Source organism: Ochrobactrum sp. 19YEA23 (assembly GCF_029909865.1).
GTDB lineage: Bacteria > Pseudomonadota > Alphaproteobacteria > Rhizobiales > Rhizobiaceae > Brucella > Brucella gambitense.
In genome coordinates this window covers 88,661-112,708 of the sequence record NZ_JASAMQ010000011.1, presented here as the reverse complement: position 1 = coordinate 112,708, position 24,048 = coordinate 88,661, and the positions used below count along the sequence as shown (strand labels likewise).

Below are 24,048 nucleotides of genomic sequence, written 5' to 3'. Positions count from 1 at the left end.
GAAATCGGAACCCGGCGGATCAAGCCTGATTCGTATTCAGAGGAAGGGGATTGGGTCCATGGAGTTTAAGAAGCTCGGACGTACCGAACTAAAAGTCTCGCCGCTCTGCTTCGGCGGGAACGTATTTGGATGGACGGTCGATGAAGCGACTTCGTTTTCGCTGCTCGACCGTTTTGTCGATGCAGGCCTGAATTTCATCGACACCGCAGATGTCTATTCCGCCTGGGCCAACGGCAATGTCGGCGGCGAATCCGAAACCATCATCGGCAACTGGCTGAAATCCCGCGGCCTGCGCGACAAGGTGGTTATCGCGACCAAGGTGGGCTCGGAAATGGGGCCTGACGAAAAAGGCCTTTCTCCCGCTTATATCCGCAAAGCCGTCGACGCCTCTCTCAAGCGGCTGCAAACCGACTATATCGATCTCTATCAGTCGCATTGGGATGATCCCGAAACACCGTTCGAAGACACGCTCGGCACCTATAAAGAGCTGATCGACGCCGGGAAAGTGCGCGCTATCGGCGCTTCCAACCTGACGCCGGAACGGCTGACGGAAGCGCTGGATGTTGCGAAGAAACACAACCTCCCGCGCTACGAAACCTTGCAGCCGCTTTATAATCTTTATGACCGGTCGGGTTTCGAGGACGGGCTGGAAGCAATCTGCCGCGACAATGAGATTGGCGTCATTCCCTATTACGCACTGGCGGCAGGTTTCCTGACCGGCAAGTATCGCTCTGCCGATGATCTTGGTCAGAGCGCCCGTGGCAAGTCGGTTGAGAAATATCTGACGGATCGCGGTTCGCGGATCATTGCCGCGCTGGACGAAGTGGCTCGCAATGTCGACGCCACGCAGGCACAGGTGGCCATTGCCTGGCTGATCGCGCACCCGTCAATCACCGCTCCGATTGCCAGCGCCACGCGCCTGACCCAATTGGGAGAACTGATCACTGCCGCCGAGCTGAAGCTTCGTGACAGCGATATTGCTTTGCTCAACAAGGCAAGCGCCTAAATCAACTGAAACCCGCCGAGATATCGGCGGGTTCGTTTATCCCTCAATCTCTTCCCGCAGCATTTCGAGTTCCAGCCATTCTTCTTCCATGGCGGCGTTCTCGCTGCGCTTCTTTTCCAGAAGATCGGCGGTCTTGGCAAAAAGCGTCGGGTCCTTGGCATAGAGCTGCGGATCGGCAAGCTTGCCTTCAAGGACGGTGATTTCCTTGCCCAGAGCGTCCATCTTGCCCGGCAGCGTTTCCAGCGCGAATTTCTGCTTGAAGGAGAGCTTGCGCTTTTCCTCACGCTTCGGCTGCGAAGCCTCCTCGCTGCTATCGCCGCCCTTATCACCAGCGCGGGCGTTCGCCGTCTTGACGTTGCGACGCTCCAGCGCCTGTTCCTTGCGCTGCGCCATCATGTCGGCATAGCCGCCCGCATATTCCAGCCAGCGTCCATCGCCTTCCGGCGCAATCACGGACGTCACCGTCCGGTCGAGAAAATCGCGATCATGGCTGACCAGAATGACGGTGCCCGGAAAACCTGCGACCAGTTCCTGCAACAGATCCAGCGTCTCCATATCGAGATCGTTGGTCGGTTCGTCGAGGATCAGCAGGTTGGCAGGGCGAGCTAGCACACGGGCCAGCATCAGACGCGCCCTTTCGCCACCGGAAAGCTCGCGGATCGGCGTGCGGGCCTGTTCCGGCTGGAATAGAAAGTCCTTCATATAGGAAACAACATGGCGCTGCTCGCCATTGATGACGAGGTTTTCCCCGCGCCCATCGGTCAGATAATGCGACAGCGTCTCATCCAGATTGAGGCTGTCACGCTTCTGGTCAAGCTCGGCCATTTCCAGATTGACGCCCAGCCGAAGCGTGCCGGAATCTGGCGCCAGCTTGTCGGTCAGGAGCGAGAGCAGTGTGGTTTTTCCCGCACCGTTCGGGCCGACCAGACCGATCCGGTCGCCACGCTGCACGCGTGTCGAGAAATCCTTGACCAGTACGCGGTCGCCATAGGCCTTGTTGAGCCCCTTGGCTTCGACCACCAGCTTGCCGGATTCCTTGGAATCGCTGGCCGTCAGAACCGCCGAACCTTGCGCCTTACGGTGATTGCGGAAATCCGCACGCATGGAATGCAATTCGCCGAGGCGGCGCATATTGCGCTTGCGGCGCGCCGTAACGCCATAGCGCAGCCAATGCTCCTCGCGGGCAATCTGGCGGCCAAGCTTGTGATGATCGCGCTCTTCTTCTTCCAGAACCTTGTCGCGCCATTCCTCGAAATGGCCGAAACCCTGCTCCAGACGGCGTGTGATGCCACGGTCGAGCCAGACGGTCGCGCGGCTGACATTTTCCAGAAAGCGACGGTCATGCGAGATCAGCACGATGGCCGAGCGGATCTGGCGCAATTCGCCTTCCAGCCATTCGATGGTCGTCAGATCGAGATGGTTGGTCGGCTCGTCCAGCAAAAGCACATCGGGCTGCGGCGCGATCACACGCGCCAGCGCTGCGCGGCGTGCTTCACCGCCCGAAAGATAATCCGGATTTTCTTCGCCGGTCAGGCCCAGATGCTCCAGAAGATAGGTCACGCGATGCGGATCGTCGGTCGGTCCGAGCCCGGCTTCAACATAGGCGCGCACGCTGGCAAAACCGTCCATGTCCGGCACCTGCGGCAGATAGCGAACGGTCGCGCCCGGATGCTTGAACACTTCGCCCGAAGTCGGCTCGACCATGCCGGCGGCAATCTTCAGAAGCGTGGACTTGCCGGAACCATTGCGCCCGACCAGCGCGATGCGGTCGCCCTCGCTCACCGAAAGGCTCGCATCCTCCAGAAGAGGCGTACCGCCGAAGGTGAGCTTGATCTGGTCTAGGCGAAGGAGCGGTGGTGCCATGGTGTCTTCTGAGGCTTTCTGGGCGGTTCTCGGGATGTGCTTTGAAATTCCGCCCTGCTTGTCCGCGACAAAAGCCGTTCTGTCAAATGGATCGATAGGAAAGAGGCACGAAAAACAAACAGGCCGGGTTTCCCCGGCCTGTCCGTCATACGATTTTAAGCTTCAAGCTTACTGGCAGCGTGCTTCGTAGACGCGGCCGTAATTATCGCGATAGCGGCAGTACTGCACGCCATTACGCGTCTGGGCAGCGCCAACCAGCGTACCGGCAACAGCACCGATAGCAGCACCCGTGAGAGCGCCACGGCCGTTACCGCCGATTGCACCACCGGCGAGAGCACCAATTGCTGCGCCGCCAACACCGTAACCAGCCGTGCGCTGTTCGTTGGTCGTGCATGCTGCTGTCGACAATGCGAGCACCCCGGCAACCGCAATCATGGAAAGACGTGACTTCATCAAACAATCTCCTGTCAAAGTTGACACTTCAGGTGCCGATTTTGCGTCCCCAATTTCGGCGCTAACTAATAAACCCGCTTACGCATTTGAAATACGTTTCGCTGTCAAGCGTCAAGCCTTTTCAATCGGTAAGGTTAGCGATGCCCCGTCTGCATGCTCCGAATTTAAGTTTGCAACAAGTATCGCTAAGCCAGAACGCACAGTAATGCGAAGTGTTCCACGCACTATATTGGAAACTGTCCACGAAGAACCAAAAGGAAGGGTCACGTTGTCTAACGGCCACTCCGCATTTGTGATTGAAAGCCCCTCCACAGAGGTGAAACTGATGACGCTGAACAGCGTGCCTTCCGGGAAATCATAGGTAAACTCGCCAGCCGTCACCGGCCAGGCTTCTTCCACACCACTGGACAGAAGAACATTCCGCCCTTTGTTTGCCTGCGCTGTCGCCATTGTGAGATGCAGCAGCGTATGATCGGTACGCTGGCCGCCGAAAGCACCGCACAAAATGGCGCGTGTCGCGCCACGGGCAAAGGCTTCCTCGAAAGCCAGTTCGCCGTCCGTCATATCCTTGGCGCGGGGAAATGTCTTTTGCGGCACATGGGCATATTGCTCGAGCAAGGCTTGCGGCGTGGAATCGAAATCGCCGAGCCACAGTTCCGGCTCGACGCCCAGAGCGGCTGCATGACGAATACCGCCATCGGCTGCAAGAATACGCGCTCCGACAATCTGCTGCCGCAGCCGTTCGGTTACGACGAGGTCGCCGCCGAGAAGGATGACGAATGTGCTCATAAGCCGCTCATATCATGGGCAAATCGCAGCTGGAAGTCCGCTTTGTCCCAGTTTGCATCGGTTTTGCCTCTCTTGCCCTTTATGGCCTGACATATTAATGTCGCAACGCTCTAACGGGGTGCCATTTGTTCCCATGAATGGCTGAGAGGTTTTTCCAAAAACCAACCCGCTGAACCTGATCCGGTTTGCACCGGCGGAGGGATTAGATGCTGCTCTGCGGCACGATCCCGAAAAGTTGCAGCTTTTCGGTTACGGTTGTGCTCCAGACCCCAAGCGGCGCTATATCCTTTTAACTTGATGAAAGGACGTGCCGTTATGCGGCTGTTATCTTTGCTGGCCTTCTCTTTTGCGGCAGCGGTGAGTCTCGCGCCCGCAGCGCAAGCTAAAGACAAGCTTACCATCTACACCTATGACAGTTTCATTTCCGAATGGGGCCCCGGCCCCAAGGTGAAGGAAAACTTCGAGAAGGAATGCGACTGCGAGATCAACTGGGTCGCTTCCGCAGACGGCGTCGCGCTGCTCAACCGGCTGAAGCTTGAAGGTGGCAACACCAAGGCCGATATTGTGCTTGGCCTCGACACCAATCTCACCACCGAAGCGCGCGCCAGCGGGTTCTTCGCGCCAAGCGGCATCGATCTTGGCAATGTCAGCGTGCCGGGGGATTTCAAGGACGATATTTTCGTGCCCTATGACTATGGCTATTTCGCCATCGTCTATGATTCGGAAAAGCTGCCCAATCCGCCCAAGAGCCTGAAAGAACTGGTCGAAGGGGACCCGTCGCAGAAGATCGTGCTTCAGGATCCGCGCACCTCGACGCCGGGTCTTGGCATACTGCTTTGGATGAAAGCCGTCTATGGCGATCAGGCGGGCGATGCCTGGCAGAAATTGCAGAAGCGCATTCTCACCGTCACGCCTGGCTGGTCGGAAGCCTATGGCCTCTTCACCAAGGGTGAAGCACCGATGGTGCTCTCCTATACCAGTTCGCCAGCCTATCATGTCATCGCGGAGAAGACAGATCGCTATAAGGCGCTGGCCTATCCGGAAGGCAATTACCTCCAGATCGAACTGGCCGCCCAGACGACGACTGGCGCCAAGAACCCGCTGGCGCAGAAGTTCCTGTCCTTCATGACCGGCCCCGGCTTTCAGGATGTGATCCCGGAAACCAACTGGATGTTCCCGGCAGGCAAGACATCGACGCCGCTTCCCGCCGCTTTCGACGCATTGCCGAAGCCGGAAAAGACCTTGCTCATTCCATCCGACGAGGTTGCGAAGAACCGCAAGGCCTGGGTCGATGAATGGCTGGCAGCCACCAGCAAATGATCGGCACTCCGGCAGGCAAAAACACCAGCTCCGCCCCCGCGATGAAACCCGTCGCGGGGGCTTTGGCGCTGGCTTTTCTTGTCGTGCTTGCCGGTGGCGCGCTCATCGCGCTTGCCTTTGAAGCCAGCGGCGGCTTCGATGCCGCCGCAAATTTCGATGCCTATCTCTGGCGAACCGCCCGTTTCACTATCGCACAGGCCATCGCGTCGAGCCTGCTTTCGGTTGCCTTTGCTATTCCCGTTGCGCGCGCCTTGCATTCGGAAGCGCATTTTCCCGGGCGGGGTTTTATTCTGCGGCTGTTCGCTCTGCCGCTCGCGTTGCCTGCCCTTGTGGCCGTGCTGGGCGTTACCAGCATTTACGGTCGAAACGGCCTGATCGCCCATATGTCGGACGCTGCGGGCCACTCGTTCCAGCCGGATATCTATGGCATTACGGGCATTTTGATCGCGCATGTGTTCTTCAACATGCCGCTGGCGGTGCGGCTCATTCTCGCTGCCTATGAATCGATACCCGCCGATTATTGGAAACTGGCGGCCCAGCTTGGCATGGGCAATCGCGCCCGTTTTCGGCTGATCGAATGGCCGGTTATCCGCCGCAGCCTGCCCGGCATGGCGGGGCTGATCTTCATGCTATGCGTGACAAGCTTCACTACTGTGCTGACGCTCGGCGGCGGTCCGCGCGCGACAACGCTGGAAGTGGCGATCTATCAAAGCCTGCATTTTGATTTCGACCCGGCGCGCGCGGTGGCGCTCACCGTCACCCAGCTCGGCCTGACCTTGCTGATCCTGCTGGCCCTGCGCCTGACCGGGCGTCCTTCAGAAGAAGGCTTTACCCACACGGCAGCACCGCGCCGCTACGGCAGGCCTGCGCGGGGTGAACGCCTGTTCAACATCACCGCCATTCTCATCGGTTTTCTTTATGTCGCCTTGCCAATTGCAGGCGTGGTCGTGTCCGGCCTTGCTGCCGACCTCACCCGCCTGCTCAGCGAAACGACAGTCTGGCGCGCCATCGGCACCAGCCTTGCGCTCGGTTTTTCTGCGGCAACGCTCTCAGTGCTTCTCTCGCTGGCGCTCGTTTCGGCCCGGGAAGCAGTCAGAAACAACAAAATAGCCAGCCTGTTCGATACGGGCGCGAGCCTGATACTCGTCATGCCGCCTATCGTGATCGGCGCGGGATGGTTCATCCTGCTGCGCCATTTCACCAATCCTTTCGCCATCGCGCCGGTGATGGTGGTAACCGTCAACGCTGCTATGGCTATGCCTTTCGCGGTCCGGCTATTGCGCCCGGCCTGGGATACGGCAGCTGCGCGTCACAATCGGCTCTGTGCCCAGCTTGGCATTCATGGCCTCAATCGGCTTCGGCTCATTGACTGGCCGTCGATCCGCAGACCTTTTGGCATGGCTTTCGCCTTTGCCATGGCGCTTTCCATTGGCGACCTCGGCACAATCGCGCTGTTCGGCAGCGATGCGCTTCTGACCCTGCCCTATCTTCTCTTGCAGCGCATGGGCAGTTACCGCACATTCGATGCTGCCGGTCTGGCGCTCATTCTGGGGCTTCTTTGCCTCGGCCTGATGATGCTTGCCGACCGCGCCGCCACATCCCGGAAAGAGAATTCCGTTTCATGACTGCTTCCGCCGACATCCGCCTCACCGACGTGCGTTTCAGCTATGGCGAAACCGCAATGCGCTTCGACCTGGCTATTGCGGGCGGTTCTATTGCGGCCATTGTCGGGCCGAGCGGCTCGGGCAAATCCACGCTCCTGAACCTCATTGCCGGTTTCGAGACGCCTTCATCGGGCATGATTGCCATTGGCGGTGTCGATGTGACGCGTCTTCCGCCGCCGGAACGACCGGTTTCGATGGTGTTTCAGGAAAACAATCTGTTTGCCCATTTGACTGTGGCGCAAAATGTCGGCCTCGGTCGCTCGCCGAACCTGAAACTGACGGATAGCGACCGCGCCGCCATTGCCGACGCGCTCACCCGTGTCGGTCTCAGGGATAAAGAACAGCGCAAGCCCGAAGCCCTGTCCGGCGGCGAACGCCAGCGAGTGGCGATTGCCCGTGCGCTTGTTCGTGAACGTCCCGTGCTGTTGCTGGACGAAGCCTTTGCTTCGCTTGGACCCGCATTGCGACATCAGATGCTCGATCTCGTCGACGGACTGCGCCGTGAAACCGGCATGACCGTGTTGATGGTCACCCATACGCCGGAAGATGCGCTCTATCTCGATGCGCAATTGCTGTTCATCGAAAATGGTGAGGTTGCGGCGCAAGGCCACGCTTCCGACCTTCTGTCGGAGACTGGACCTGAAGCGCTCCGGCGCTATATCGGTGATAAAAGACGATAGAGCGGCTTCTGTTGTGATGTAATCGTTGAAACCGCTCTATCTTTTTTTACGCCGCATTGTCCGACGCAAAACCGCTTCGCACTTTTGCTGGAAATGCTCTAATCTCAAATAGAGTTACGGTAACGGACATATTTTGTTCGCAATCCCCCGGAAGAACCGTATTCAACTTTACCGGGCCGCTTGTACGTCTGCCAGACTGTGACTAGATTTGCGGACGACCTGATGATGTATGAATCGCGAGGATAAAATACTGTTCCGTCACAAGCCCCGTATCCGGGCCTCCCTGTGTCTTCCAGTCTCCCTGCCAGAACGGACACAGAGCAATTGGCGGAAAACAGCCGTGGGTTTTGGCTTGTTTGCTGTCGCCCTGATTTCCGGGTGCCAGTCGATCAATTCCAGCAAGGATCTCGGCTTGCAGCCATCGGATAATCCGGTGACGGTCGACAATGTGACGCGCAACGACAAGCTGGCGCAAATCGGCGCACAACAGCATCCGCGCATCCTCGCCACCTATGGCGGCGAATACAAGGATCAGCGGCTGGAGCGCATGGTCGCGAAGATCGTGGGCAAGCTCACGACCGTTTCCGACAAGCCGGATCAGACCTACCGCATCACCATTCTCGATTCGCCCAACATCAACGCCTTCGCCCTGCCCGGCGGCTATCTCTATGTGACGCGCGGCCTGCTTGCGCTCGCCAATGATTCCTCGGAAGTCGCAGCCGTCATCGCTCACGAAATGGGCCATGTCGTTGCCAATCACGGCATTCTGCGGCAGGAAAAGGAAGCGGAGACCGAAATCGCCGGTCGTGTGGCCAGCGAAGTGCTGCATAATGAATCCGCCAGCCGTGAAGCGCTTATTCGCGGCAAGCTGCGCCTTGCCCAGTTCTCGCGCAATCAGGAACTGCAGGCCGACGCTATCGGTATCAAGATGATCGGCGAAGCGGGTTATGACCCGTTCGCCTCAGCGCGTTTCCTGCAATCGATGGAGGCCTATACCGGTTTCCGTTCGGTGTCGGGTGCGACCGATGCCAGCCTCGACTTCCTCGCAAGCCACCCCGCCACCCCGCAACGCATCGAACTGGCGCTTGGCCATGCCCGCCGCATCGGCGCACCGGGTGTCGGCACAACCGACCGCGATTCGTTCCTCGATGGCATAGACGGGCTGCTCTACGGCGACTCGCCCAATGAGGGCTATATTCGCGAACAGACCTTCATTCACCCGAAGCTCGGTGTGACGTTCCGTGCGCCCGAAGGCTTCACCATCGACAATTCCGCCACGGCGGTGATGGCGAGTGGTCCGGGGGAAGTGGCAATCCGTTTCGACGGCGCTTCCCTGCCATCCGGTTCCAGCCTCACCGATTATATCAAGTCGGGCTGGGTGACAGGTCTGGACGAAAGCTCCATTCAGGCAACAACCATCAACGGACTGCCAGCCGCAACCGCGCGCGCGGCTGCCGACCGCTGGCAGTTCGACATCGTGGTGATTGGCGCAAACAACAAGGTCTATCGCTTCCTGACCGCAGCGCCGAAAGGCAGCAACGCACTGCTTCCGGCCTCGCAGACGGTGACGCAGTCTTTCCGCCTTCTCACGCCTGCCGAGCAGAACGCCATCAAGCCGCTGCGCATCCGTGTTGTGACGGCGAAGCCGGGTGACACTATGGCAAGCCTGTCGTCACGCGTTCAGGGCACGACACGCAAGCTTGAACTGTTCCGCCTGCTCAACGCCATGCCAGCGGGCGCGACTGTCTCCGTCGGCGACCGCGTGAAAATCATCAGTGAGTAATATGGAAACCCGTATCGACGCATTGCTTGCAGGCCAGATTGCCCCACTCGGCCCACGTCACGCGCCGAGCGCTATCGACAAGCGCCCTGTTACCGGCAAGGTCCGCGTGACATTGGTCGGCCTCGATTGCGATGAGCAAGGCGACCGCAAGGTGCATGGCGGGCCTGAGAAGGCCCTGCATCATTATCCTCACGACCATTACGCCGTCTGGCGCACGGATATCGGCGACAATCACCGCCTCGGCGCAGCTGGCGCTTTCGGTGAAAACATTTCCACCACCGGTCTTGATGAGCACAATGTCGCTGTCGGCGACCGTTTCCGCTTCGGCACGGCGCTGATCGAGGTCTCGCAAGGGCGTCAGCCGTGCTGGAAACTCAATGCGCGTTTCGAGACGCCCGACATGGCGATCCGCGTCCAGAAGACCGGGAGAACTGGCTGGTATTATCGCGTGCTGGAAGAAGGTGAAGCGCAGACCGGCGACAGCATGGTGCTGGTTGAACGCCTTTCACCTGAATGGTCGCTCCATCGCGTCTGGCATCTGCTTTATGTCGATATGCTCAACTACGACGAGCTGGCGCTCATGGCCGAAATCCCGCATCTGGCCGATGGCTGGAAGCGTTATGCCGTCCGTCGGCTGGAAAACCGCAAGGTCGAAGATTGGACTAACCGTCTCGACGGCGACAAGTCCTGACTGACAAAAAGAAAGGGCGGTCCAACCGCCCCTTTTCTTGCGCTGCCTGATTGTCGTAAATACCCGGCCCTCAAGCCTGATAGGCCGCCAGTTCGTGCTGGCTGAGCAGCGCGATCTTGAGCTTTTCCAGTGCACGGCTTTCGATCTGGCGCACACGTTCCTTGGAAATACCAAGCTTTTCGCCCAGCGCTTCCAGTGTCACGCCATCATCGTCCAAACGACGCTCGCGGATGATGTGCAGCTCACGCTCATTGAGCGAGTGCAGCGCGACATGCAGCCACTGGTTCCGGCGTTCCATATCTATGGAGCTTTCGGCAACCTCATCCTGAAGCGGATGATCATCGACGAGAAAGTCCATACGGCGCGATGCTCCGGATTCATCATTATTGACCGGCGCAGACAAGGAACTGTCTGGACCAGACAGGCGACTGTCCATGAACTCCACATCGGTGGCCGAAACGCCCAGCTGATCTGAAATCTCGCGATAGATTTCGGCCTTGCTCATGGTGTCGTCGGCCTGAGCAAGCTTGGAACGCAGACGGCGGAGATTGAAGAACAGAGCTTTCTGGGCAGAGCTTGTACCACCGCGAACGATGGACCAGTTGCGCAGAATATAGTCCTGCATCGATGCGCGGATCCACCAGGATGCATAGGTCGAGAAACGGACCTCGCGGTCCGGATCGAAACGGGCGGCTGCCTCCAGAAGGCCGACATAGCCCTCCTGAATAAGATCGTTCATCGGCAGCTTGAACTTGCGAAAACGCCCGGCCATGGAAATCACCAGACGCATATGCGCCGAGGTGATGCGATGCAGGGCATCCTGATCTTCCAATTCTTTCCAGCGAATGGCGAGAGCCCGCTCCTCTTCGCGCTCCAGATAAGGAGCCGACATTGCGCTGCGGATCATGGATTGGGAGGACGAGGCTGGCGTTGGGAGATTACGCGCAGCCGGAGGCATGCGATGTGCGGGAACTGCGGAAGAACTGCTTATTGATGACGGCTTCATCTGGTTCTCCTGTTCTGAACCGACACCCTTCCGGATGTCAGGCTGAAGGATATGCCAGTTACGCGAAGAACAATTGAACACTAACAAAAGTCGTTCAGAACGCCCTCTTTGGACAGTCTTGAGGCACACGTTCGAACGCCGCAAAACAAACCCATTACGAACTGGTGTCTTGCACAACGCGCGAAAAGCGATCCGGTTCCCTTCGAAAAGTATAAATCTCTGACAACGCTGACAAAAGTCGGGTGAGGTAAATGATTGATTTAGAAAATCATTCAAGTTTGAAGCAATTTAATTTAGCCGGCAACAACATCCGATCGGAGTGGACAGTGCTTCAACACAGCCGAAATAAAAAACCCGGCTTTCGCCGGGCTTTTTAAAACATCGAGAAAAGTGAAACTTATGCAGCTTCAACTTCATCATCTTCAAGGTCGGCTTCAGCATCGGCTTTGCCGCGCTTGGGTCCCTTGGCGAGATTGGCTTCGATGAGACGGACAGCCTCGGTATCCGACAGCTTGTTGACGGCTGCGATTTCGCGAGCCATGCGGTCGAGAGCAGCTTCATAAAGCTGGCGTTCGGAATAGGACTGTTCCGGCTGGTTTTCAGCACGATAGAGATCGCGCACAACTTCCGAAATAGAGATCAGGTCGCCGGAATTGATCTTCGCATCATATTCCTGTGCGCGGCGCGACCACATGGTACGCTTTACGCGGGCACGACCTTGCACCACCTTCAGAGCACGCTCCACATAATCCGTTTCAGACAGCTTGCGCATACCGATGGTTGCGGCCTTGGCGACCGGTACCTTCAGACGCATCTTGTCTTTTTCGAAATCGATCACGAAAAGTTCAAGCTTGTGACCAGCCACTTCCTGCTCTTCGATCGCTACGATCTGACCAACGCCATGAGCCGGATACACAATCGACTCACCGGTCTTGAAACCACCACGGATTGCGGGTTTTTTCTGCTGGGATGACATACGCTTCAATACTCCCTGTTGTGCCCGGCGCGACCCGCCGGTTGACACATGATCTTCGACCGCGCTTCTACAAAGCACGGAAGCTGTTGTCGGCACCGGAGCAGATGTCGATCTGACGAAAGCAGACCGGCGCTCCAAGCCGCTGTTAAGGCGCATTTATGCGGCGTCAGATGTTTTCCAACTGACTGCAAAATGCGATGACCGGAAACGCCTCTAACGGCAGATTTTCTCTATCGGGCAAGCAAAGGAGCAGAAACGGAATGGTTTTGCGGCGCATAAAACCGTCCTGAGAAGCCAACAACTTTTCAGGACCTTGCGTTTGATCGCAATCATCCACCCCGGTGCCAATTTTAGCCCGGTAAAAAACATCAGCCTTTCTGAGAAAAACGCATTTGCGCCACGAATTGACGTCCAGTCACCGAAATTATTGGTGCAGGCTAACACAATTTCGCGAAAGAATCAACAAATTGCCAGATATGTCCCGTCTGGCAACCTAATACACCTGTTTTGCCGGTGCTTTCCCGTGATTTTATTCGTCTTTTGCCGCCTTCATGTAGAAAAAGCAAGTGCAAGGCAATGCTAATCTACATGCGATGACAAGACGATAGGCAGGTCAGGGCTTAGTCGCCGCTGCCTGGCTCCGGGGAGAAATGGTTCTCGAGCTTGCCCGTGACGCCGTCCATTTCCTTGGCTTCCGGCAAGGCATCCTTCTTGACGGTGATATTCGGCCACTTCGCCGCATATTCCGTATTGAGTTCCAGCCACTTGTCGAGGCCAGGCTCGGTATCCGGGCTGATGGCTTCAGCAGGGCATTCCGGCTCGCACACGCCGCAGTCGATGCACTCGTCAGGATTGATGACGAGCATGTTCTCGCCTTCGTAGAAGCAATCGACCGGACAGACCTCGACGCAGTCCGTATATTTGCAGCGAATGCAATTATCGGTCACGACATAGGTCATCGTCGAACTCCTGTTACCGCCCCTCTTCCCGAGGGGTGGTTTATCTATCCTGGTGTTTTGCGCCGATATTCGACAGGCCATGGGAATGGCTATGTCATGAAATATCTCGCCACGACGTCACGGTCCATGGAAACGATAGCGGATCGGATGACCCCTTTTATCGTCATGTCCTTCGTGACACAGCGTGAGGTAACGATTTTATTGCGCTCTGACAAGGGTGCAATCGCCGCATTGTAAGCATCGCGCAAATGGCGGAAACCGCATTTCGTCTCAACCTGAAAGCGTAGAAAACACTTTCGTCAAAGCGCCTTGGAGCGCAATTTCCATCGCTGCCACTTTTGGGGCTGCGGCAACACGTCCGGATCAAATCCCGCGCAGGCGGTCCGTATCGCGACGTTCTTTCTTGGTGGGACGTCCAGCACCACTCTCACGCTGCGGCAGGGCTGTGACTGCCGGATCGGTCGAAGATACCGGAGGGGGTGACATATCCTGATAGAGAAGCTGGGCTTCCGGTGCAGGGCCGCGGCGCTCGCCGGGCAGAAGCACCTTGTAAACAAGGATGCGGCGATCAAGCGTAACGGTCAGCACATCGCCGACTTTCACCTGATGTGCAGCCTGATCAATCTTGTCGCGGTTGACCCGGACTTTGCCGCCGACGGCGAGTTTCGCCGCCAGCGATCTTGATTTGACCACGCGCGCGAAAAACAGCCACTTATCGATACGCTGTCTTCCGCTCGGTTCACCGGTCATCTTACTTCTTCATCTGCTCCTTGAGAGCCAGAAGCTTGGCGAACGGCGAATCGGGATCGATCCGTGCGGGGCGTTCCTGCTCGAAGCGCTTGTTGCCCTGCGATGCGCCATGAGGGGCACCATGCTCGCGCTTTGGCTGACGATCACGACCGCCGCCGTCGCGGGGTTTACCCTTGAAGCCTTCGCGTTTGCCCTGACCTTCACCGTCATGATTGTGACGCTTGTTCTTGTCGAAACGCTTGCCGCCACGTGCATTCTGCTCGTCGCCGCCTTCGGACTTGCGCGCCTCGCCCTGCTGACCACGATTGTTCTGGCCACCATGACGCTGACGGTTGTTCTGTTCCTGATTGCGGTTACGACCTTCGAAACGGCCCTGACGCCACAGGAGAACCGGCTTCGGCTCTTCCGCAACCGCGTCACCGGCAGGTGCAGCAGCTTCAGCAACGGGAGCTTCTGCAGATGGTGCTGGCTCTTCCGCCTTCACTTCAATAGCGACAACCGGTGCAGGCACAGGTTCTGCTGCGGGCACGGCAGGCTTTTCAGCTTCCGCTGCAACAGCGGAAACGGCAGCGCCTGCATCCTTGGCAGCAGCTTCGGCTGCAAAGGCATCCAGTTCCGCAAGCTTGGCTGCAACATCGGCTGCTTCCATCGCCTCATGGCGATAACCCAGGCTCTTGAGGATTTCTTCCATGTCTTCGGTGGTCGCACCGAGGATCGACATCATGGCAGGCGTGACGATGAAACGTCCGCCGTCATAAGCGCCATCGGGACGAGCACCCGAACCCGGACGCCAGGCCAGAGCCGGACGGATGAGATCGGCAAGACGTTCCAGAATGTCGATACGAACCGCACGACGGCCAAGCACGCGATAGCCTGCCAGACGATAGAACATCGGATCGAAAGCCGGATCGACGACGACAGACGTACGACCAGCGGCCAGAACATTGACCACATCGCCGTAACCGGCACGCTCGCGGCCATCGTTCTTCAAGGCCCAGAGCAGCGTGATGAGACCGGCGGGAGCCGGCTTCAGCAGCATGGGCATGAAGACGTGATAAGCACCGAAACGCACGCCGAGACGACGGAGCGCCGCACGCGAATCCTGATCGAGACCACGCACTTCCTCCACCACCTCACGGCGCTGGAGAATGCCGAGATTCTCGACAATCTGGAAAGCCAGACCGCGCGTCATGCCGGTCAGCGCGTCGGCGCCGGCAAGATCAGTCAGGGGCTTCAGAACGGTTTCGATGTGATGCGCCACGAAACGGTCGATGCGCGCAGCGACCTTGTCCCGTGCGGGACCAGTAAGCTGTTCGTCGGCAAGGATCACCGTGCGCGGCTTCAGAATGTCGTCGCCTGCAACCAAAGTTGCAACGGTCGCACCGACCCAGCGCAAGACACCGTCCGAACCAAGCGCGAAGTCTCCGTTAGGAGCAGCCGCAAAGCGCTCCGCACGGCGATCGAACTCGGCGGCCAGCGCCTTTTGCGCAGCCGTCTTCACTGCCTTCGCGTCTGGCCCCTCGGCCTGGACGTCGGCGGTGAAACGGAATCCTTCCAGTTGCCCAACATTGTGGCCTTCGACACTCACGTCTCCGGCCGGGCTGATTTCTGCTTCAAGCATGGCATTCTCTCTCAGGCGCCTCATAAGCACGCTTGTCCTGCGGTCTACAAAGCGTTTCGTCAACCTTTCATGCAGCGCGTCGGACAATCTGTCCTCTATTTCGCGCGTCTTTTCCTGCCAGTGTGTCGGATCGGCAAGCCAACCGGGCCTATGCGACACAAAAGTCCAGGTTCGAATTTGCGCCACGCGGTGCGACAGAGTGTCGATTTCCCCCTCTGTACTATCGGCGCGGCGCACCTGTTCGCTCATATAATCTTCATCGACGCTCCCTCGGCGCACTAGATCCTGATAGATAGACGCAATGATATCGGCATGTTGTGCCGGTGCGATCTTACGATAATCCGGGAGTGCACAGGCATCCCACAAAAGTTCAATACGCGCCGGCGTTGTCGCGAGGCGCACAATCTCTCCGTCTTTCGACAGATTTTCAAGCGCCTGCTGGTCGACAGCCGGCAAAGCCTTGGCAAGCCCCTCAATCGGCGCTGGCGTTTCCAGTGAGCGGCGCAAGGCTTCAATCGACGAGAAGTCGAAACGCTCCGTGCGCCATTGCAGCACTTTCACTGGATCGAAATTATGCGATTCTACTCGCTCGACCAGCTCGTCGTCGAAGGGCTGCACCTGTCCCGTCACGCCAAATGTGCCGTCGCGCAGATGGCGACCGGCGCGACCGGCTATCTGCCCCACTTCGGCAGGCGTCAAATCGCGGAACTGATAGCCGTCGAACTTGCGGTTCTGCGCAAAGGCCACATGATCGACGTCGAGATTGAGGCCCATGCCGATGGCATCGGTCGCCACCAGAAAATCCACATCGCCCGACTGGTAAAGCTCGACCTGCGCGTTACGCGTGCGCGGAGACAAAGCGCCCATGACCACAGCAGCCCCGCCGCGTTGGCGACGGATCAGCTCGGCAATCGCGTAAACCTCATCGGCGGAAAAAGCGACAATGGCCGAACGGTTCGGCAGGCGCGTGATCTTCTTGGAACCGGCATAGGCCAGATGCGACAGGCGCGGGCGTGTCACCACATTAATGCCGCGCAGGAGCTTTTCCAGAATGGTGCGCATGGTCGCGGCACCGAGCAGGAGCGTTTCCTGCCGTCCGCGCAGATGCAAAATGCGGTCTGTGAAAATATGCCCGCGTTCGAGATCGCCCGCGAGCTGCACCTCGTCGATGGCGACGAATGCCACATCGGTGCGGCGTGGCATGGCTTCTACAGTGCAAACGGAATAGCGCGCGGTGGGCGGAACGATCTTTTCCTCGCCGGTGACCAGCGCGACATTGGTCACGCCGACCCGCTCCACGACACGATTATAGACCTCGCGCGCCAGAAGGCGCAGCGGCAGGCCGATCATGCCGCTCCCGTGCGACAGCATACGCTCGATTGCGAGATGGGTTTTGCCGGTATTGGTTGGCCCCAGCACCGCAGTCACGTCGCGGCCGCTCAGGGTCAGCGGCAAATCATGGGCAGGGCGTTGATTCATGCCAATAATAGAATTCCCGGTGCAGGCACCCCAACGTGCAATTGGGAGGCCGATTGTCGTGTCTTGCGATAGCACTATACGACCTTGGCCGAAAGCGCTCCTGTTAAGTTTGAACCACCCGCGTTTTTAAGATAGGCAGCCCGATATTTTTTACAAATGGCCGATCTTAGCGAACGACCCGATTTAACGAATAGAACGACTCTGGAACGAATCGGCTACGAATCGCTGACTCTGATTCCTTCGCCTTTTGTTCACGGCAACATATGGTAACCGGATTGTCGATAGCCACCATATGCTGAATCTCATAGATGCGACGTCCCGACATAAACAGAACAGAACGCCATCGCCGTTAACTTTTGCCAGAAGCGCGTCAACAGCCAATGACAGCACTCTGAGCAGCTTAAAGAAAACTTAACAATTCCTAATAGTTGGTTATCAGAAATCAAGCCGAGAGAGCCATTTTCGTTAACCTTCAGGCCAAAGCCGGAACGAATCGGCGACGAATCGGTGATTGATCAATTTTCTCTCTTTGTTCTCACCACATCTGGTAGGCTTTTGCCCAATCGCACCATATTGGAACATCGATTGACGCAACGATACACCCGAAAACCGGACAGAGAAGCCGTTTGGCGTTAACCTTTGAATGTTCAAGCGGAACCCTCCCCGTCTGCATTCGCCATCAAGCCTCTCATTGCGGACATAAAAAGGCAGGCTGCGGAAACCCACAGCCTGCCCGAAAGATAAAACCAGTTGGGACGCGGATCAGTCCCGCTCGACGCACATGGCAACGCCCATGCCGCCGCCGATGCAGAGCGTCGCCAGACCGCGCTTGGCATCCCGGCGCTTCATTTCATAAAGCAGCGTTGTCAGCACGCGCGCGCCTGACGCGCCAATCGGATGACCGATGGCAATCGCGCCGCCATTGACGTTGACGATCTCCGGATTGAGACCAAGATCGCGAACAACGGCGCAGGATTGTGCGGCGAAAGCTTCATTGGCTTCCACCAGTTCCAGATCGTCAATCGTCCAGCCAGCCTTTTCCAGCGCCTTGCGGGTTGCCGGGATCGGGCCCGTGCCCATGATCGACGGATCAACACCCACCGTTGCCCAGGAGACGATACGCGCCAGCGGTTTCACGCCGCGCTTGCTTGCTTCCTCGGCCTCCATAAGCACAACAGCCGCAGCGCCGTCATTCAGGCCGGATGCATTGCCCGCTGTCACGGTGCCTTCCTTGTCGAAGGCAGGCTTCAGCTTGGTCAGCGCTTCGATCGTCGCGCCAGGACGAATATATTCATCCGAAGAAACGACAACGTCGCCCTTGCGCGTCTTGACCGTGAACGGGACGATTTCATCCTCGAACTTTCCGGCCTTCTGCGCGGCTTCTGCCTTTTGTTGCGAACCGAGCGCGAACTCATCCTGATCGGCGCGGGTCAATTGCCACTGGCGTGCAATGTTTTCTGCGGTGATCCCCATGTGGTAGCCGTGGAACGCATCGGTCAGGCCATCCTTGAGCATGGTGTCGATCATCTTGAAGTCGCCCATTTTCACGCCGCCGCGCAAATGCGCACAATGCGGCGCCATGGACATGGATTCCTGACCGCCAGCGACGATAACCTTCGCATCACCGGACTGGATCTGCTGCATGCCGAGCGCAACAGCGCGCAAGCCGGAGCCGCAAAGCTGGTTGATCGCAAAGCCCGTTGCTTCTTTCGGGCAACCCGCCGCCATTGCGGCCTGACGCGCCGGGTTCTGCCCCTCGCCTGCCGTCAGCACCTGTCCAAGAATAACTTCATCGACGTCGTCAGCAGCAACGCCCGCCCGTTCCAGCGCCGCCTTGATCACGGTTGCGCCCAGTTCATGGGCAGGCACAGTGGCAAAAGCACCGTTGAAGGACCCCACTGCCGTGCGAGCGGCGCTGGCGATAACGATGGCTTTCGGATCGGTTGCGGCAGTCATGCTATTCCTCCGTGACAAACTGTTGCGACAGAGAAAAACCAAAAAGGCCGCCTTGGCAAGGATTACATCACAAACCCGCGGCAAAGCGAAAAGCTGTTTCTCCTGAACGGAGCTACTTTAGCGGATGCGGATCATCCCCCAGACGCTAAAATGGCTGCATTGAAACAGGAGATTTCCGATGGTCCAACTCACGCTCGATCAGGCCAATTCCATCATTGCAACAGCCTTTGCCAAGGCCGCCGATCTGAAGCTCAAGCCGCTCGCCGTCTCGGTGTTCGATGCTGGCGGCAATCTCAAGGCGTTTCAGCGTCAGGACGGCACGTCGATCCTTCGCTTCGAAATCGCGTCCGGTAAAGCCTTTGGCGCTCTGGCGGTCGGAACCGGCTCGCGCTGGCTGCACAATCAGGCCAAGGACCGCCCGCATTTTCTGGAAGGCCTTTCCAGCGTTTCCGGCGGCAAAATCGTTCCTGTGCCCGGCGGAGTCATCATCAAGAATAGCGATGGAGAAATTGTCGGTGCTGTCGGGGTTTCGGGAGATACGTCCGACAATGATGAAACTGTCGCCATTGCTGGCATAGAAACGGCAGGCTTCACCGCAGACGCAGGCTGAGCCTAAAATGAGAAAGGCCGCGAAATACTCGCGGCCTTTATTTTTGATCTATTATCGTAAGTTTTTGTCGGCGAAATGTATAATTGCGTTTGCACTGGTTTCATCCAATCGTCCATCCAATATAGGCGTATCGGACATATACTTTGAAAAAGTACCGGAATAATCAGTATTATGTATAACATTAAATAGCGAAGACGCAGATCTAAATGAAACATCGGAACTCGATATAATTGCCTTGATTAGATCATCCATTTGATAAATACCGTTAAAAATTTATTAATATACAACATTGAGCAATACGATAATTGGGGCGTAAATTTGGCAAACCGCTTGAGGAATATTAAACGGAAAGAATTTATTCTCTATTTCTCTAAAATTCCGAAAGATAATAAAAGAAAACGCCGCTTCCGGTTTCCCGGAAACGGCGTTTTTGAAACCTGTCTGCTAAGCTGCAGTAAACCGCAGCGTCAGACCTATTCCTTAGCTTCGAGGACCTGACGGCCGCGATACATACCGCTCTTCAGATCGATATGATGCGGACGACGAAGTTCGCCCGAGTTCTTGTCCTCGACATAAGTCGGGGCCTTCAGAGCGTCAGCCGAACGGCGCATGCCGCGCTTCGACGGAGACGTTTTTCTTTTAGGTACTGCCATGGATCCAGCTCCACTGATCGGTCAATAAACGTCCGGCACGGCCCCGGTGGAGCCTGTCACAGCGGACAAAATTCCGGAAAGTCAGGTGCCTATACACGCTCTTGCTGGCTTTGACCAGTCGGAGTCTGATCTTTTTTTCATGACTCGCATTTATTGTACGCAGGTCACATAGGGACCGGAGCGTACCGCGCGACCGGCAACGATGCGCGCAATGCGCTGCATGTTACGCGTCGGCTTCGCCGGATTGCGCAGTGCCGGATTGGGCAAGGTCACAGCCAGAAGCGCTGCCTGCTGCGCGTTGAGCTTTGCCGCCGGTCGCTTGAAGTAATGCTGTGCAGCGGCTTCAATACCGTAAATTCCCGGGCCCCACTCAGCGATGTTCAGATAGATCTCCATGATCCGGCGCTTGGACAGGATCGCATCGGCCGCCAGCGCCAACGGAAATTCCAGCCCCTTGCGGATGAAAGAACGCCCATTCCACAGGAAGAGATTCTTCACCGTCTGCATGGTAATGGTGGATGCACCCCGGCTTGGACCGCCTTCACCGGCATCATCCAGCACAATGCTCAGCTGATGCCAGTCCACGCCGCCATGGCTGCAAAACTGGCCGTCCTCCGCCATCATCACCGCATTGATCACATTCGGCGAAATATCGTCGATGCTCACCCAGCGCCGATCAACATTCTGCAACAGGACATAGTCCTTCACCATCAGCATTGAGACCGGGCGCACGAAGGGGATTGAATAGACGAGGAGGAGAAAGAGCGGCAACACCGCCAGCACCAGCAAAACCCGGAACGCCAGAACAATCCGACGCCCCCACACGGGATCGGCCAGATAATTGCGACCGTTTTTGCTCTTTAAGATGATTTTGGCCACGCCCACCGCCTGATGTACTCCCCCAGCGACATAAACCATTCTTTAATAATATAGAACCCGATTCCATAATCCTGCGTTGGAAACAAGCCGGAAACATATCGTTTGATGACCGTCTGATGAAAAAGCCTGTGCTGATCGATATGCCCAGTTGACCAAATTAGCGCTTTCGTCCATGCCGATCTCATGGAACATGTGACTGTCGAATTCACCGATGCCCTGAACCGTCGCGCCCACGAAGTGGAAACGATGCTGATCGGGCTTCTTGATGAGCGCCTTCGCACCGGCGAGATCGCCCGACCGGAACGGCTGATCGCCGCCATGCGTCACGGCGTGCTGAATGGTGGCAAAAGACTGCGTCCGTTCCTCGTTGTGGAAAGCGCTGCATTGTTTGGCAAGAGCGGCGATGCCGTCCTGCGGGTCGCGGCAGCGCTGGAATGCATCCATTGTTATTCGCTCGTTCACGACGATCTTCCGGCGATGGACGATGACGATCTGCGCCGCGGCCAACCGACAGTTCATAAGGCGTTTGATGAAGCGGCTGCGATTCTCGCGGGCGACAGCCTCCTCACCTACGCTTTTGACATTGTCTCCTCTGACGAGACCGATCTCGATCCGTCCGTGCGCGTACAACTGGTTTCCGCCCTTGCCCGCGCCTCCGGCCTTGGCGGCATGGCGGGCGGACAGGCCCTCGACCTGATGGCCGAGACAAAGAAGCCGGACGAAGCTGGCATCATCACGCTTCAGGCGATGAAGACCGGCGCATTGATCCGCTTTGCCTGTGAGGCAGGGGCGATCATCGCCGACGCCTCCCGCGAAGATCGCGAACGCATGGCGGAATTTGGCTCAGCCATTGGTCTGGCTTTCCAGCTTGCCGACGACCTTCTGGACGTAACGGCAGACGCTGCTGCAATGGGCAAAGCGACGGGCAAGGATGCCGCTGCCGGCAAGGCGACGCTTGTGGCGCTGCATGGCATCGACTGGACGCGCAAACAACTGTCGGGCCTTGTCGCTCAGGCGGAAAGCCTGCTCGCCCCTTTCGGCAAGGATGCCGATATTCTCAAGCAGGCCGCACGCTTCATCGCCGAACGCCAGAGCTGATACTCACAGATCGTCTTCTCGGACCTTGATCAGAACGACATCATCGACAGAAAGTATGCGCCCGTCCTGTGCGCGCACGTCGAGCTTGGCAATATTCTGACCCGACACACTGTCGACCAGCCGTGAATGCGGCTCCTCCGGCGCGAAGAGATGCTTCTCGCCCCATTGCCGCAAGGCGACCACGACCGGCAGAAGATCGCGCCCTTTCGCAGTCAGCACATATTCCTGATGAGCACCGCCATTGGGATCGGGCACGCTTTCCAGAATGCCCTCGCCAGTCAGCTTGCGCAGACGCTCGGCCAGAATATTGCGCGCAATGCCCAGATTCTTCTGAAAAGCGCTGAAGCGCGTCACGCCGTCAAAGGCCTCGCGCACGATCAGCAGCGACCACCAGTCGCCGATCACATCCAGCGCCCGCGCACTGGGGCAATAGTCGCCTTTCAGGCTTTTCTTGCGAACCATCTTCACTCCATCCAGTCAATTTGGTTGCAATATAAAACTTATTTCGCTACAAGCAAAATGGTTTCATATTAAAACCAAACTTGCTGGAGTTCATCATGCAGACCTCTCCCGACGCAGCAGTGCAAACTGCCGCGAACAGTGATGCGCGTCCGTCGCTCTCCACCACCACCCTTCTTCTGTTTGCCATTGCGAGCGGTCTTGCCGTTGCCAATGTCTATTTTGCGCATCCGTTGCTGGATGTGATGGCCGACGATATCGGACTGGACCGCTCCACTGCGGGACTGATCGTCGGTGCGAGCCAGATTGGCTATGGACTGGGTCTTATCTTTCTGGTGCCGCTTGGCGACCTTTTCGACCGGCGCAAACTGATCGTCGCGCATTTCCTCCTCTCCTCGCTGACACTGGCCGCCGTCGGTATTGCCGGACAACCCGCCCTGCTCTTTCTCGCGATGGCAGCGACCGGCCTTCTTGCCGTGGTTACACAAGCGCTCGTGGCCTATGCGGCAAGCCTTGCGGAGCCCATGCGGCGCGGCCGTGTCGTGGGGATCGTGACGAGCGGTATCGTGCTTGGCATATTGCTCGCCCGCGCGGTGGCAGGTGCGCTGACCGACATTGGCGGCTGGCGCAGCGTCTATCTCAGTTCGGCAGTTGTTACCTTGCTGATCGGCCTCATGCTCTGGCGCAGCCTGCCGCGACAAAAGCGACAAGCCGCGAGCGTTTCCTATCCGGCGCTTATCCTGTCGCTGGCAACCCTTTTCAAAGAGGAGCCGGTGCTGCGTATACGCGCCATCATCGCCATGCTGATCTTTGCCGATATCACCACCCTGCTCGCACCGCTGGTGATGCCGCTGAGTGCACCACCTTTTGAATTGAGCCATGCGGAGATCGGCCTGTTTGGCCTTGCGGGCGCTGCCGGAGCGCTCGCCGCCTCACGGGCCGGAAGCGCTGCGGATCGCGGCCATGCCCAGCGCATGACCGGCATAGCACTTGCGCTGATGCTGGTGGCATGGGCGCCCATAGCTCTACTCGGGCAATCCCTGCTGTGGCTGATCGTCGGTGTGCTGATTATCGATTTCGGACTTCAGGCGGTCCATGTGACCAATCAGGCGATGATCTATCGCGTGCGTCCGGACGCGCAGAACCGGCTCACCGCCGCCTATATGGTTTTCTATTCCATCGGCAGCGCGAGTGGTTCAGCGATTTCAACCTGGGTCTATGTCCATGCGGGCTGGAACGGCGTGTGCCTGCTTGGTGCAGGCATCAGCCTCGTAACACTGGTCTTTTGGGCCGCGACACTGAAAACCACGCCGGAGGCCGCAACCCAAGCAGTGAGTTGCTCCGCTTAGCACT

Annotated in this window: 22 protein-coding genes and 1 riboswitch; of the genes, 10 read left to right on the top strand and 12 right to left on the bottom strand. The window is 57.7% G+C overall.

Annotation, left to right across the window (positions count from 1 at the left end):
* The first annotated feature begins 58 nt into the window (after positions 1 to 58).
* Positions 59 to 1,006 (top strand): aldo/keto reductase, encoded by a 948-nt coding sequence (locus QBD01_RS22230; RefSeq protein ID WP_138786429.1) that lies wholly within the window; start codon positions 59 to 61, stop codon positions 1,004 to 1,006.
* 36 nt (positions 1,007 to 1,042) lie between these two features.
* Here the strand turns inward: QBD01_RS22230 and QBD01_RS22225 are convergent, their stop codons facing one another.
* The 3 genes from QBD01_RS22225 to QBD01_RS22215 all read right to left on the bottom strand — a co-directional run bounded on the left by QBD01_RS22225 (position 1,043) and on the right by QBD01_RS22215 (position 4,111).
* Positions 1,043 to 2,869, bottom strand: coding sequence for an ABC-F family ATP-binding cassette domain-containing protein (locus QBD01_RS22225; protein WP_280994558.1), 1,827 nt, complete (start codon positions 2,867 to 2,869; stop codon positions 1,043 to 1,045).
* A 168-nt stretch (positions 2,870 to 3,037) separates the two neighbouring features.
* On the bottom strand, positions 3,038 to 3,322 hold the full coding sequence (locus QBD01_RS22220; RefSeq protein ID WP_078339519.1) for a glycine zipper domain-containing protein: 285 nt from the start codon (positions 3,320 to 3,322) through the stop codon (positions 3,038 to 3,040).
* Between the two features lie 111 nt (positions 3,323 to 3,433).
* Complete coding sequence (locus QBD01_RS22215; RefSeq protein WP_280994557.1) at positions 3,434 to 4,111, bottom strand: thiamine diphosphokinase; 678 nt, start codon at positions 4,109 to 4,111, stop codon at positions 3,434 to 3,436.
* Between the two features lie 104 nt (positions 4,112 to 4,215).
* Positions 4,216 to 4,330, top strand: a riboswitch (TPP riboswitch).
* A 96-nt stretch (positions 4,331 to 4,426) separates the two neighbouring features.
* Between QBD01_RS22215 and thiB the strand changes: the two genes are divergently transcribed.
* The 5 genes from thiB to QBD01_RS22190 all read left to right on the top strand — a co-directional run bounded on the left by thiB (position 4,427) and on the right by QBD01_RS22190 (position 10,249).
* Positions 4,427 to 5,431 (top strand): thiamine ABC transporter substrate binding subunit, encoded by a 1,005-nt coding sequence (gene thiB, locus QBD01_RS22210; RefSeq protein WP_280994556.1) that lies wholly within the window; start codon positions 4,427 to 4,429, stop codon positions 5,429 to 5,431.
* On the top strand, positions 5,428 to 7,056 hold the full coding sequence (thiP, locus tag QBD01_RS22205) for a thiamine/thiamine pyrophosphate ABC transporter permease ThiP (protein ID WP_280994569.1): 1,629 nt from the start codon (positions 5,428 to 5,430) through the stop codon (positions 7,054 to 7,056). Before thiB ends, thiP begins: the two co-directional genes overlap by 4 nt.
* Positions 7,053 to 7,775, top strand: a complete 723-nt coding sequence (gene thiQ, locus QBD01_RS22200) for a thiamine ABC transporter ATP-binding protein (protein ID WP_280994555.1) — start codon at positions 7,053 to 7,055, stop codon at positions 7,773 to 7,775. The genes thiP and thiQ overlap by 4 nt, the downstream gene beginning before the upstream one ends.
* Positions 7,776 to 8,076: 301 nt before the next feature.
* The gene (gene cdlP / locus QBD01_RS22195) at positions 8,077 to 9,558 is read left to right on the top strand and encodes a cell division protease CdlP (protein WP_280994568.1); all 1,482 of its coding nucleotides are present in this window, start codon (positions 8,077 to 8,079) and stop codon (positions 9,556 to 9,558) included.
* Position 9,559: 1 nt separating this feature from the next.
* Positions 9,560 to 10,249: an MOSC domain-containing protein gene (locus QBD01_RS22190; protein ID WP_280994567.1), complete on the top strand. Its 690-nt coding sequence runs from the start codon at positions 9,560 to 9,562 to the stop codon at positions 10,247 to 10,249.
* Positions 10,250 to 10,319: 70 nt separating this feature from the next.
* Here the strand turns inward: QBD01_RS22190 and QBD01_RS22185 are convergent, their stop codons facing one another.
* From QBD01_RS22185 to fdxA, 3 genes are all read right to left on the bottom strand, one after another.
* Positions 10,320 to 11,255, bottom strand: coding sequence for an RNA polymerase factor sigma-32 (locus QBD01_RS22185; protein ID WP_280994554.1), 936 nt, complete (start codon positions 11,253 to 11,255; stop codon positions 10,320 to 10,322).
* A 397-nt stretch (positions 11,256 to 11,652) separates the two neighbouring features.
* Positions 11,653 to 12,231 carry a CarD family transcriptional regulator gene (locus tag QBD01_RS22180; RefSeq protein WP_078339525.1) on the bottom strand — a complete coding sequence of 193 codons (579 nt, stop codon included), beginning with the start codon at positions 12,229 to 12,231 and terminating at the stop codon, positions 11,653 to 11,655.
* Positions 12,232 to 12,851: 620 nt separating this feature from the next.
* Complete coding sequence (gene fdxA, locus QBD01_RS22175; protein WP_078339526.1) at positions 12,852 to 13,190, bottom strand: ferredoxin FdxA; 339 nt, start codon at positions 13,188 to 13,190, stop codon at positions 12,852 to 12,854.
* Positions 13,191 to 13,286: 96 nt separating this feature from the next.
* Here fdxA and QBD01_RS22170 point away from each other — a divergent pair, with 96 nt between their 5' ends.
* Positions 13,287 to 13,427: a hypothetical protein gene (locus QBD01_RS22170; RefSeq protein WP_280994553.1), complete on the top strand. Its 141-nt coding sequence runs from the start codon at positions 13,287 to 13,289 to the stop codon at positions 13,425 to 13,427.
* A gap of 126 nt (positions 13,428 to 13,553) precedes the next feature.
* Here the strand turns inward: QBD01_RS22170 and QBD01_RS22165 are convergent, their stop codons facing one another.
* From QBD01_RS22165 to QBD01_RS22155, 3 genes are all read right to left on the bottom strand, one after another.
* Positions 13,554 to 13,940, bottom strand: coding sequence for an RNA-binding S4 domain-containing protein (locus QBD01_RS22165; RefSeq protein WP_280994552.1), 387 nt, complete (start codon positions 13,938 to 13,940; stop codon positions 13,554 to 13,556).
* 1 nt (position 13,941) lies between these two features.
* The gene (locus tag QBD01_RS22160; protein ID WP_280994551.1) at positions 13,942 to 17,040 is read right to left on the bottom strand and encodes a helicase-related protein; all 3,099 of its coding nucleotides are present in this window, start codon (positions 17,038 to 17,040) and stop codon (positions 13,942 to 13,944) included.
* Positions 17,041 to 17,802: 762 nt separating this feature from the next.
* The gene (locus tag QBD01_RS22155; protein ID WP_280994550.1) at positions 17,803 to 18,996 is read right to left on the bottom strand and encodes an acetyl-CoA C-acetyltransferase; all 1,194 of its coding nucleotides are present in this window, start codon (positions 18,994 to 18,996) and stop codon (positions 17,803 to 17,805) included.
* A 178-nt stretch (positions 18,997 to 19,174) separates the two neighbouring features.
* Here QBD01_RS22155 and QBD01_RS22150 point away from each other — a divergent pair, with 178 nt between their 5' ends.
* Positions 19,175 to 19,606: a heme-binding protein gene (locus tag QBD01_RS22150; RefSeq protein ID WP_280994549.1), complete on the top strand. Its 432-nt coding sequence runs from the start codon at positions 19,175 to 19,177 to the stop codon at positions 19,604 to 19,606.
* 473 nt (positions 19,607 to 20,079) lie between these two features.
* Here QBD01_RS22150 and rpmF read toward each other — a convergent pair whose 3' ends face one another.
* Both rpmF and mtgA read right to left on the bottom strand, forming a co-directional pair.
* Positions 20,080 to 20,259, bottom strand: coding sequence for a 50S ribosomal protein L32 (rpmF, locus tag QBD01_RS22145; RefSeq protein WP_006467787.1), 180 nt, complete (start codon positions 20,257 to 20,259; stop codon positions 20,080 to 20,082).
* Positions 20,260 to 20,409: 150 nt separating this feature from the next.
* Complete coding sequence (gene mtgA, locus QBD01_RS22140; RefSeq protein ID WP_182521705.1) at positions 20,410 to 21,138, bottom strand: monofunctional biosynthetic peptidoglycan transglycosylase; 729 nt, start codon at positions 21,136 to 21,138, stop codon at positions 20,410 to 20,412.
* A 183-nt stretch (positions 21,139 to 21,321) separates the two neighbouring features.
* Between mtgA and QBD01_RS22135 the strand changes: the two genes are divergently transcribed.
* Positions 21,322 to 22,236 (top strand): polyprenyl synthetase family protein, encoded by a 915-nt coding sequence (locus QBD01_RS22135; protein WP_182521783.1) that lies wholly within the window; start codon positions 21,322 to 21,324, stop codon positions 22,234 to 22,236.
* A 3-nt stretch (positions 22,237 to 22,239) separates the two neighbouring features.
* Here the strand turns inward: QBD01_RS22135 and QBD01_RS22130 are convergent, their stop codons facing one another.
* The gene (locus QBD01_RS22130; RefSeq protein ID WP_138786439.1) at positions 22,240 to 22,698 is read right to left on the bottom strand and encodes a helix-turn-helix domain-containing protein; all 459 of its coding nucleotides are present in this window, start codon (positions 22,696 to 22,698) and stop codon (positions 22,240 to 22,242) included.
* Between the two features lie 95 nt (positions 22,699 to 22,793).
* Here QBD01_RS22130 and QBD01_RS22125 point away from each other — a divergent pair, with 95 nt between their 5' ends.
* On the top strand, positions 22,794 to 24,044 hold the full coding sequence (locus tag QBD01_RS22125) for an MFS transporter (RefSeq protein ID WP_280994548.1): 1,251 nt from the start codon (positions 22,794 to 22,796) through the stop codon (positions 24,042 to 24,044).
* The last annotated feature ends 4 nt before the right edge of the window (positions 24,045 to 24,048 follow it).

Coding starts and splice junctions, on each gene's coding strand:
- QBD01_RS22180 (WP_078339525.1), bottom strand. CDS start 12,231: ATGTCATCCCAGCAGAAAAAACCCGCAATCCGTGGTGGTTTCAAGACC.
- QBD01_RS22165 (WP_280994552.1), bottom strand. CDS start 13,940: ATGACCGGTGAACCGAGCGGAAGACAGCGTATCGATAAGTGGCTGTTT.
- thiQ (WP_280994555.1), top strand. CDS start 7,053: ATGACTGCTTCCGCCGACATCCGCCTCACCGACGTGCGTTTCAGCTAT.
- QBD01_RS22155 (WP_280994550.1), bottom strand. CDS start 18,996: ATGACTGCCGCAACCGATCCGAAAGCCATCGTTATCGCCAGCGCCGCT.
- fdxA (WP_078339526.1), bottom strand. CDS start 13,190: ATGACCTATGTCGTGACCGATAATTGCATTCGCTGCAAATATACGGAC.
- QBD01_RS22215 (WP_280994557.1), bottom strand. CDS start 4,111: ATGAGCACATTCGTCATCCTTCTCGGCGGCGACCTCGTCGTAACCGAA.
- QBD01_RS22230 (WP_138786429.1), top strand. CDS start 59: ATGGAGTTTAAGAAGCTCGGACGTACCGAACTAAAAGTCTCGCCGCTC.
- QBD01_RS22220 (WP_078339519.1), bottom strand. CDS start 3,322: ATGAAGTCACGTCTTTCCATGATTGCGGTTGCCGGGGTGCTCGCATTG.
- QBD01_RS22170 (WP_280994553.1), top strand. CDS start 13,287: ATGAAATATCTCGCCACGACGTCACGGTCCATGGAAACGATAGCGGAT.
- QBD01_RS22160 (WP_280994551.1), bottom strand. CDS start 17,040: ATGAATCAACGCCCTGCCCATGATTTGCCGCTGACCCTGAGCGGCCGC.
- QBD01_RS22150 (WP_280994549.1), top strand. CDS start 19,175: ATGGTCCAACTCACGCTCGATCAGGCCAATTCCATCATTGCAACAGCC.
- rpmF (WP_006467787.1), bottom strand. CDS start 20,259: ATGGCAGTACCTAAAAGAAAAACGTCTCCGTCGAAGCGCGGCATGCGC.
- thiB (WP_280994556.1), top strand. CDS start 4,427: ATGCGGCTGTTATCTTTGCTGGCCTTCTCTTTTGCGGCAGCGGTGAGT.
- QBD01_RS22135 (WP_182521783.1), top strand. CDS start 21,322: ATGGAACATGTGACTGTCGAATTCACCGATGCCCTGAACCGTCGCGCC.
- QBD01_RS22130 (WP_138786439.1), bottom strand. CDS start 22,698: ATGGTTCGCAAGAAAAGCCTGAAAGGCGACTATTGCCCCAGTGCGCGG.
- QBD01_RS22185 (WP_280994554.1), bottom strand. CDS start 11,255: ATGAAGCCGTCATCAATAAGCAGTTCTTCCGCAGTTCCCGCACATCGC.
- QBD01_RS22190 (WP_280994567.1), top strand. CDS start 9,560: ATGGAAACCCGTATCGACGCATTGCTTGCAGGCCAGATTGCCCCACTC.
- thiP (WP_280994569.1), top strand. CDS start 5,428: ATGATCGGCACTCCGGCAGGCAAAAACACCAGCTCCGCCCCCGCGATG.
- QBD01_RS22125 (WP_280994548.1), top strand. CDS start 22,794: ATGCAGACCTCTCCCGACGCAGCAGTGCAAACTGCCGCGAACAGTGAT.
- QBD01_RS22225 (WP_280994558.1), bottom strand. CDS start 2,869: ATGGCACCACCGCTCCTTCGCCTAGACCAGATCAAGCTCACCTTCGGC.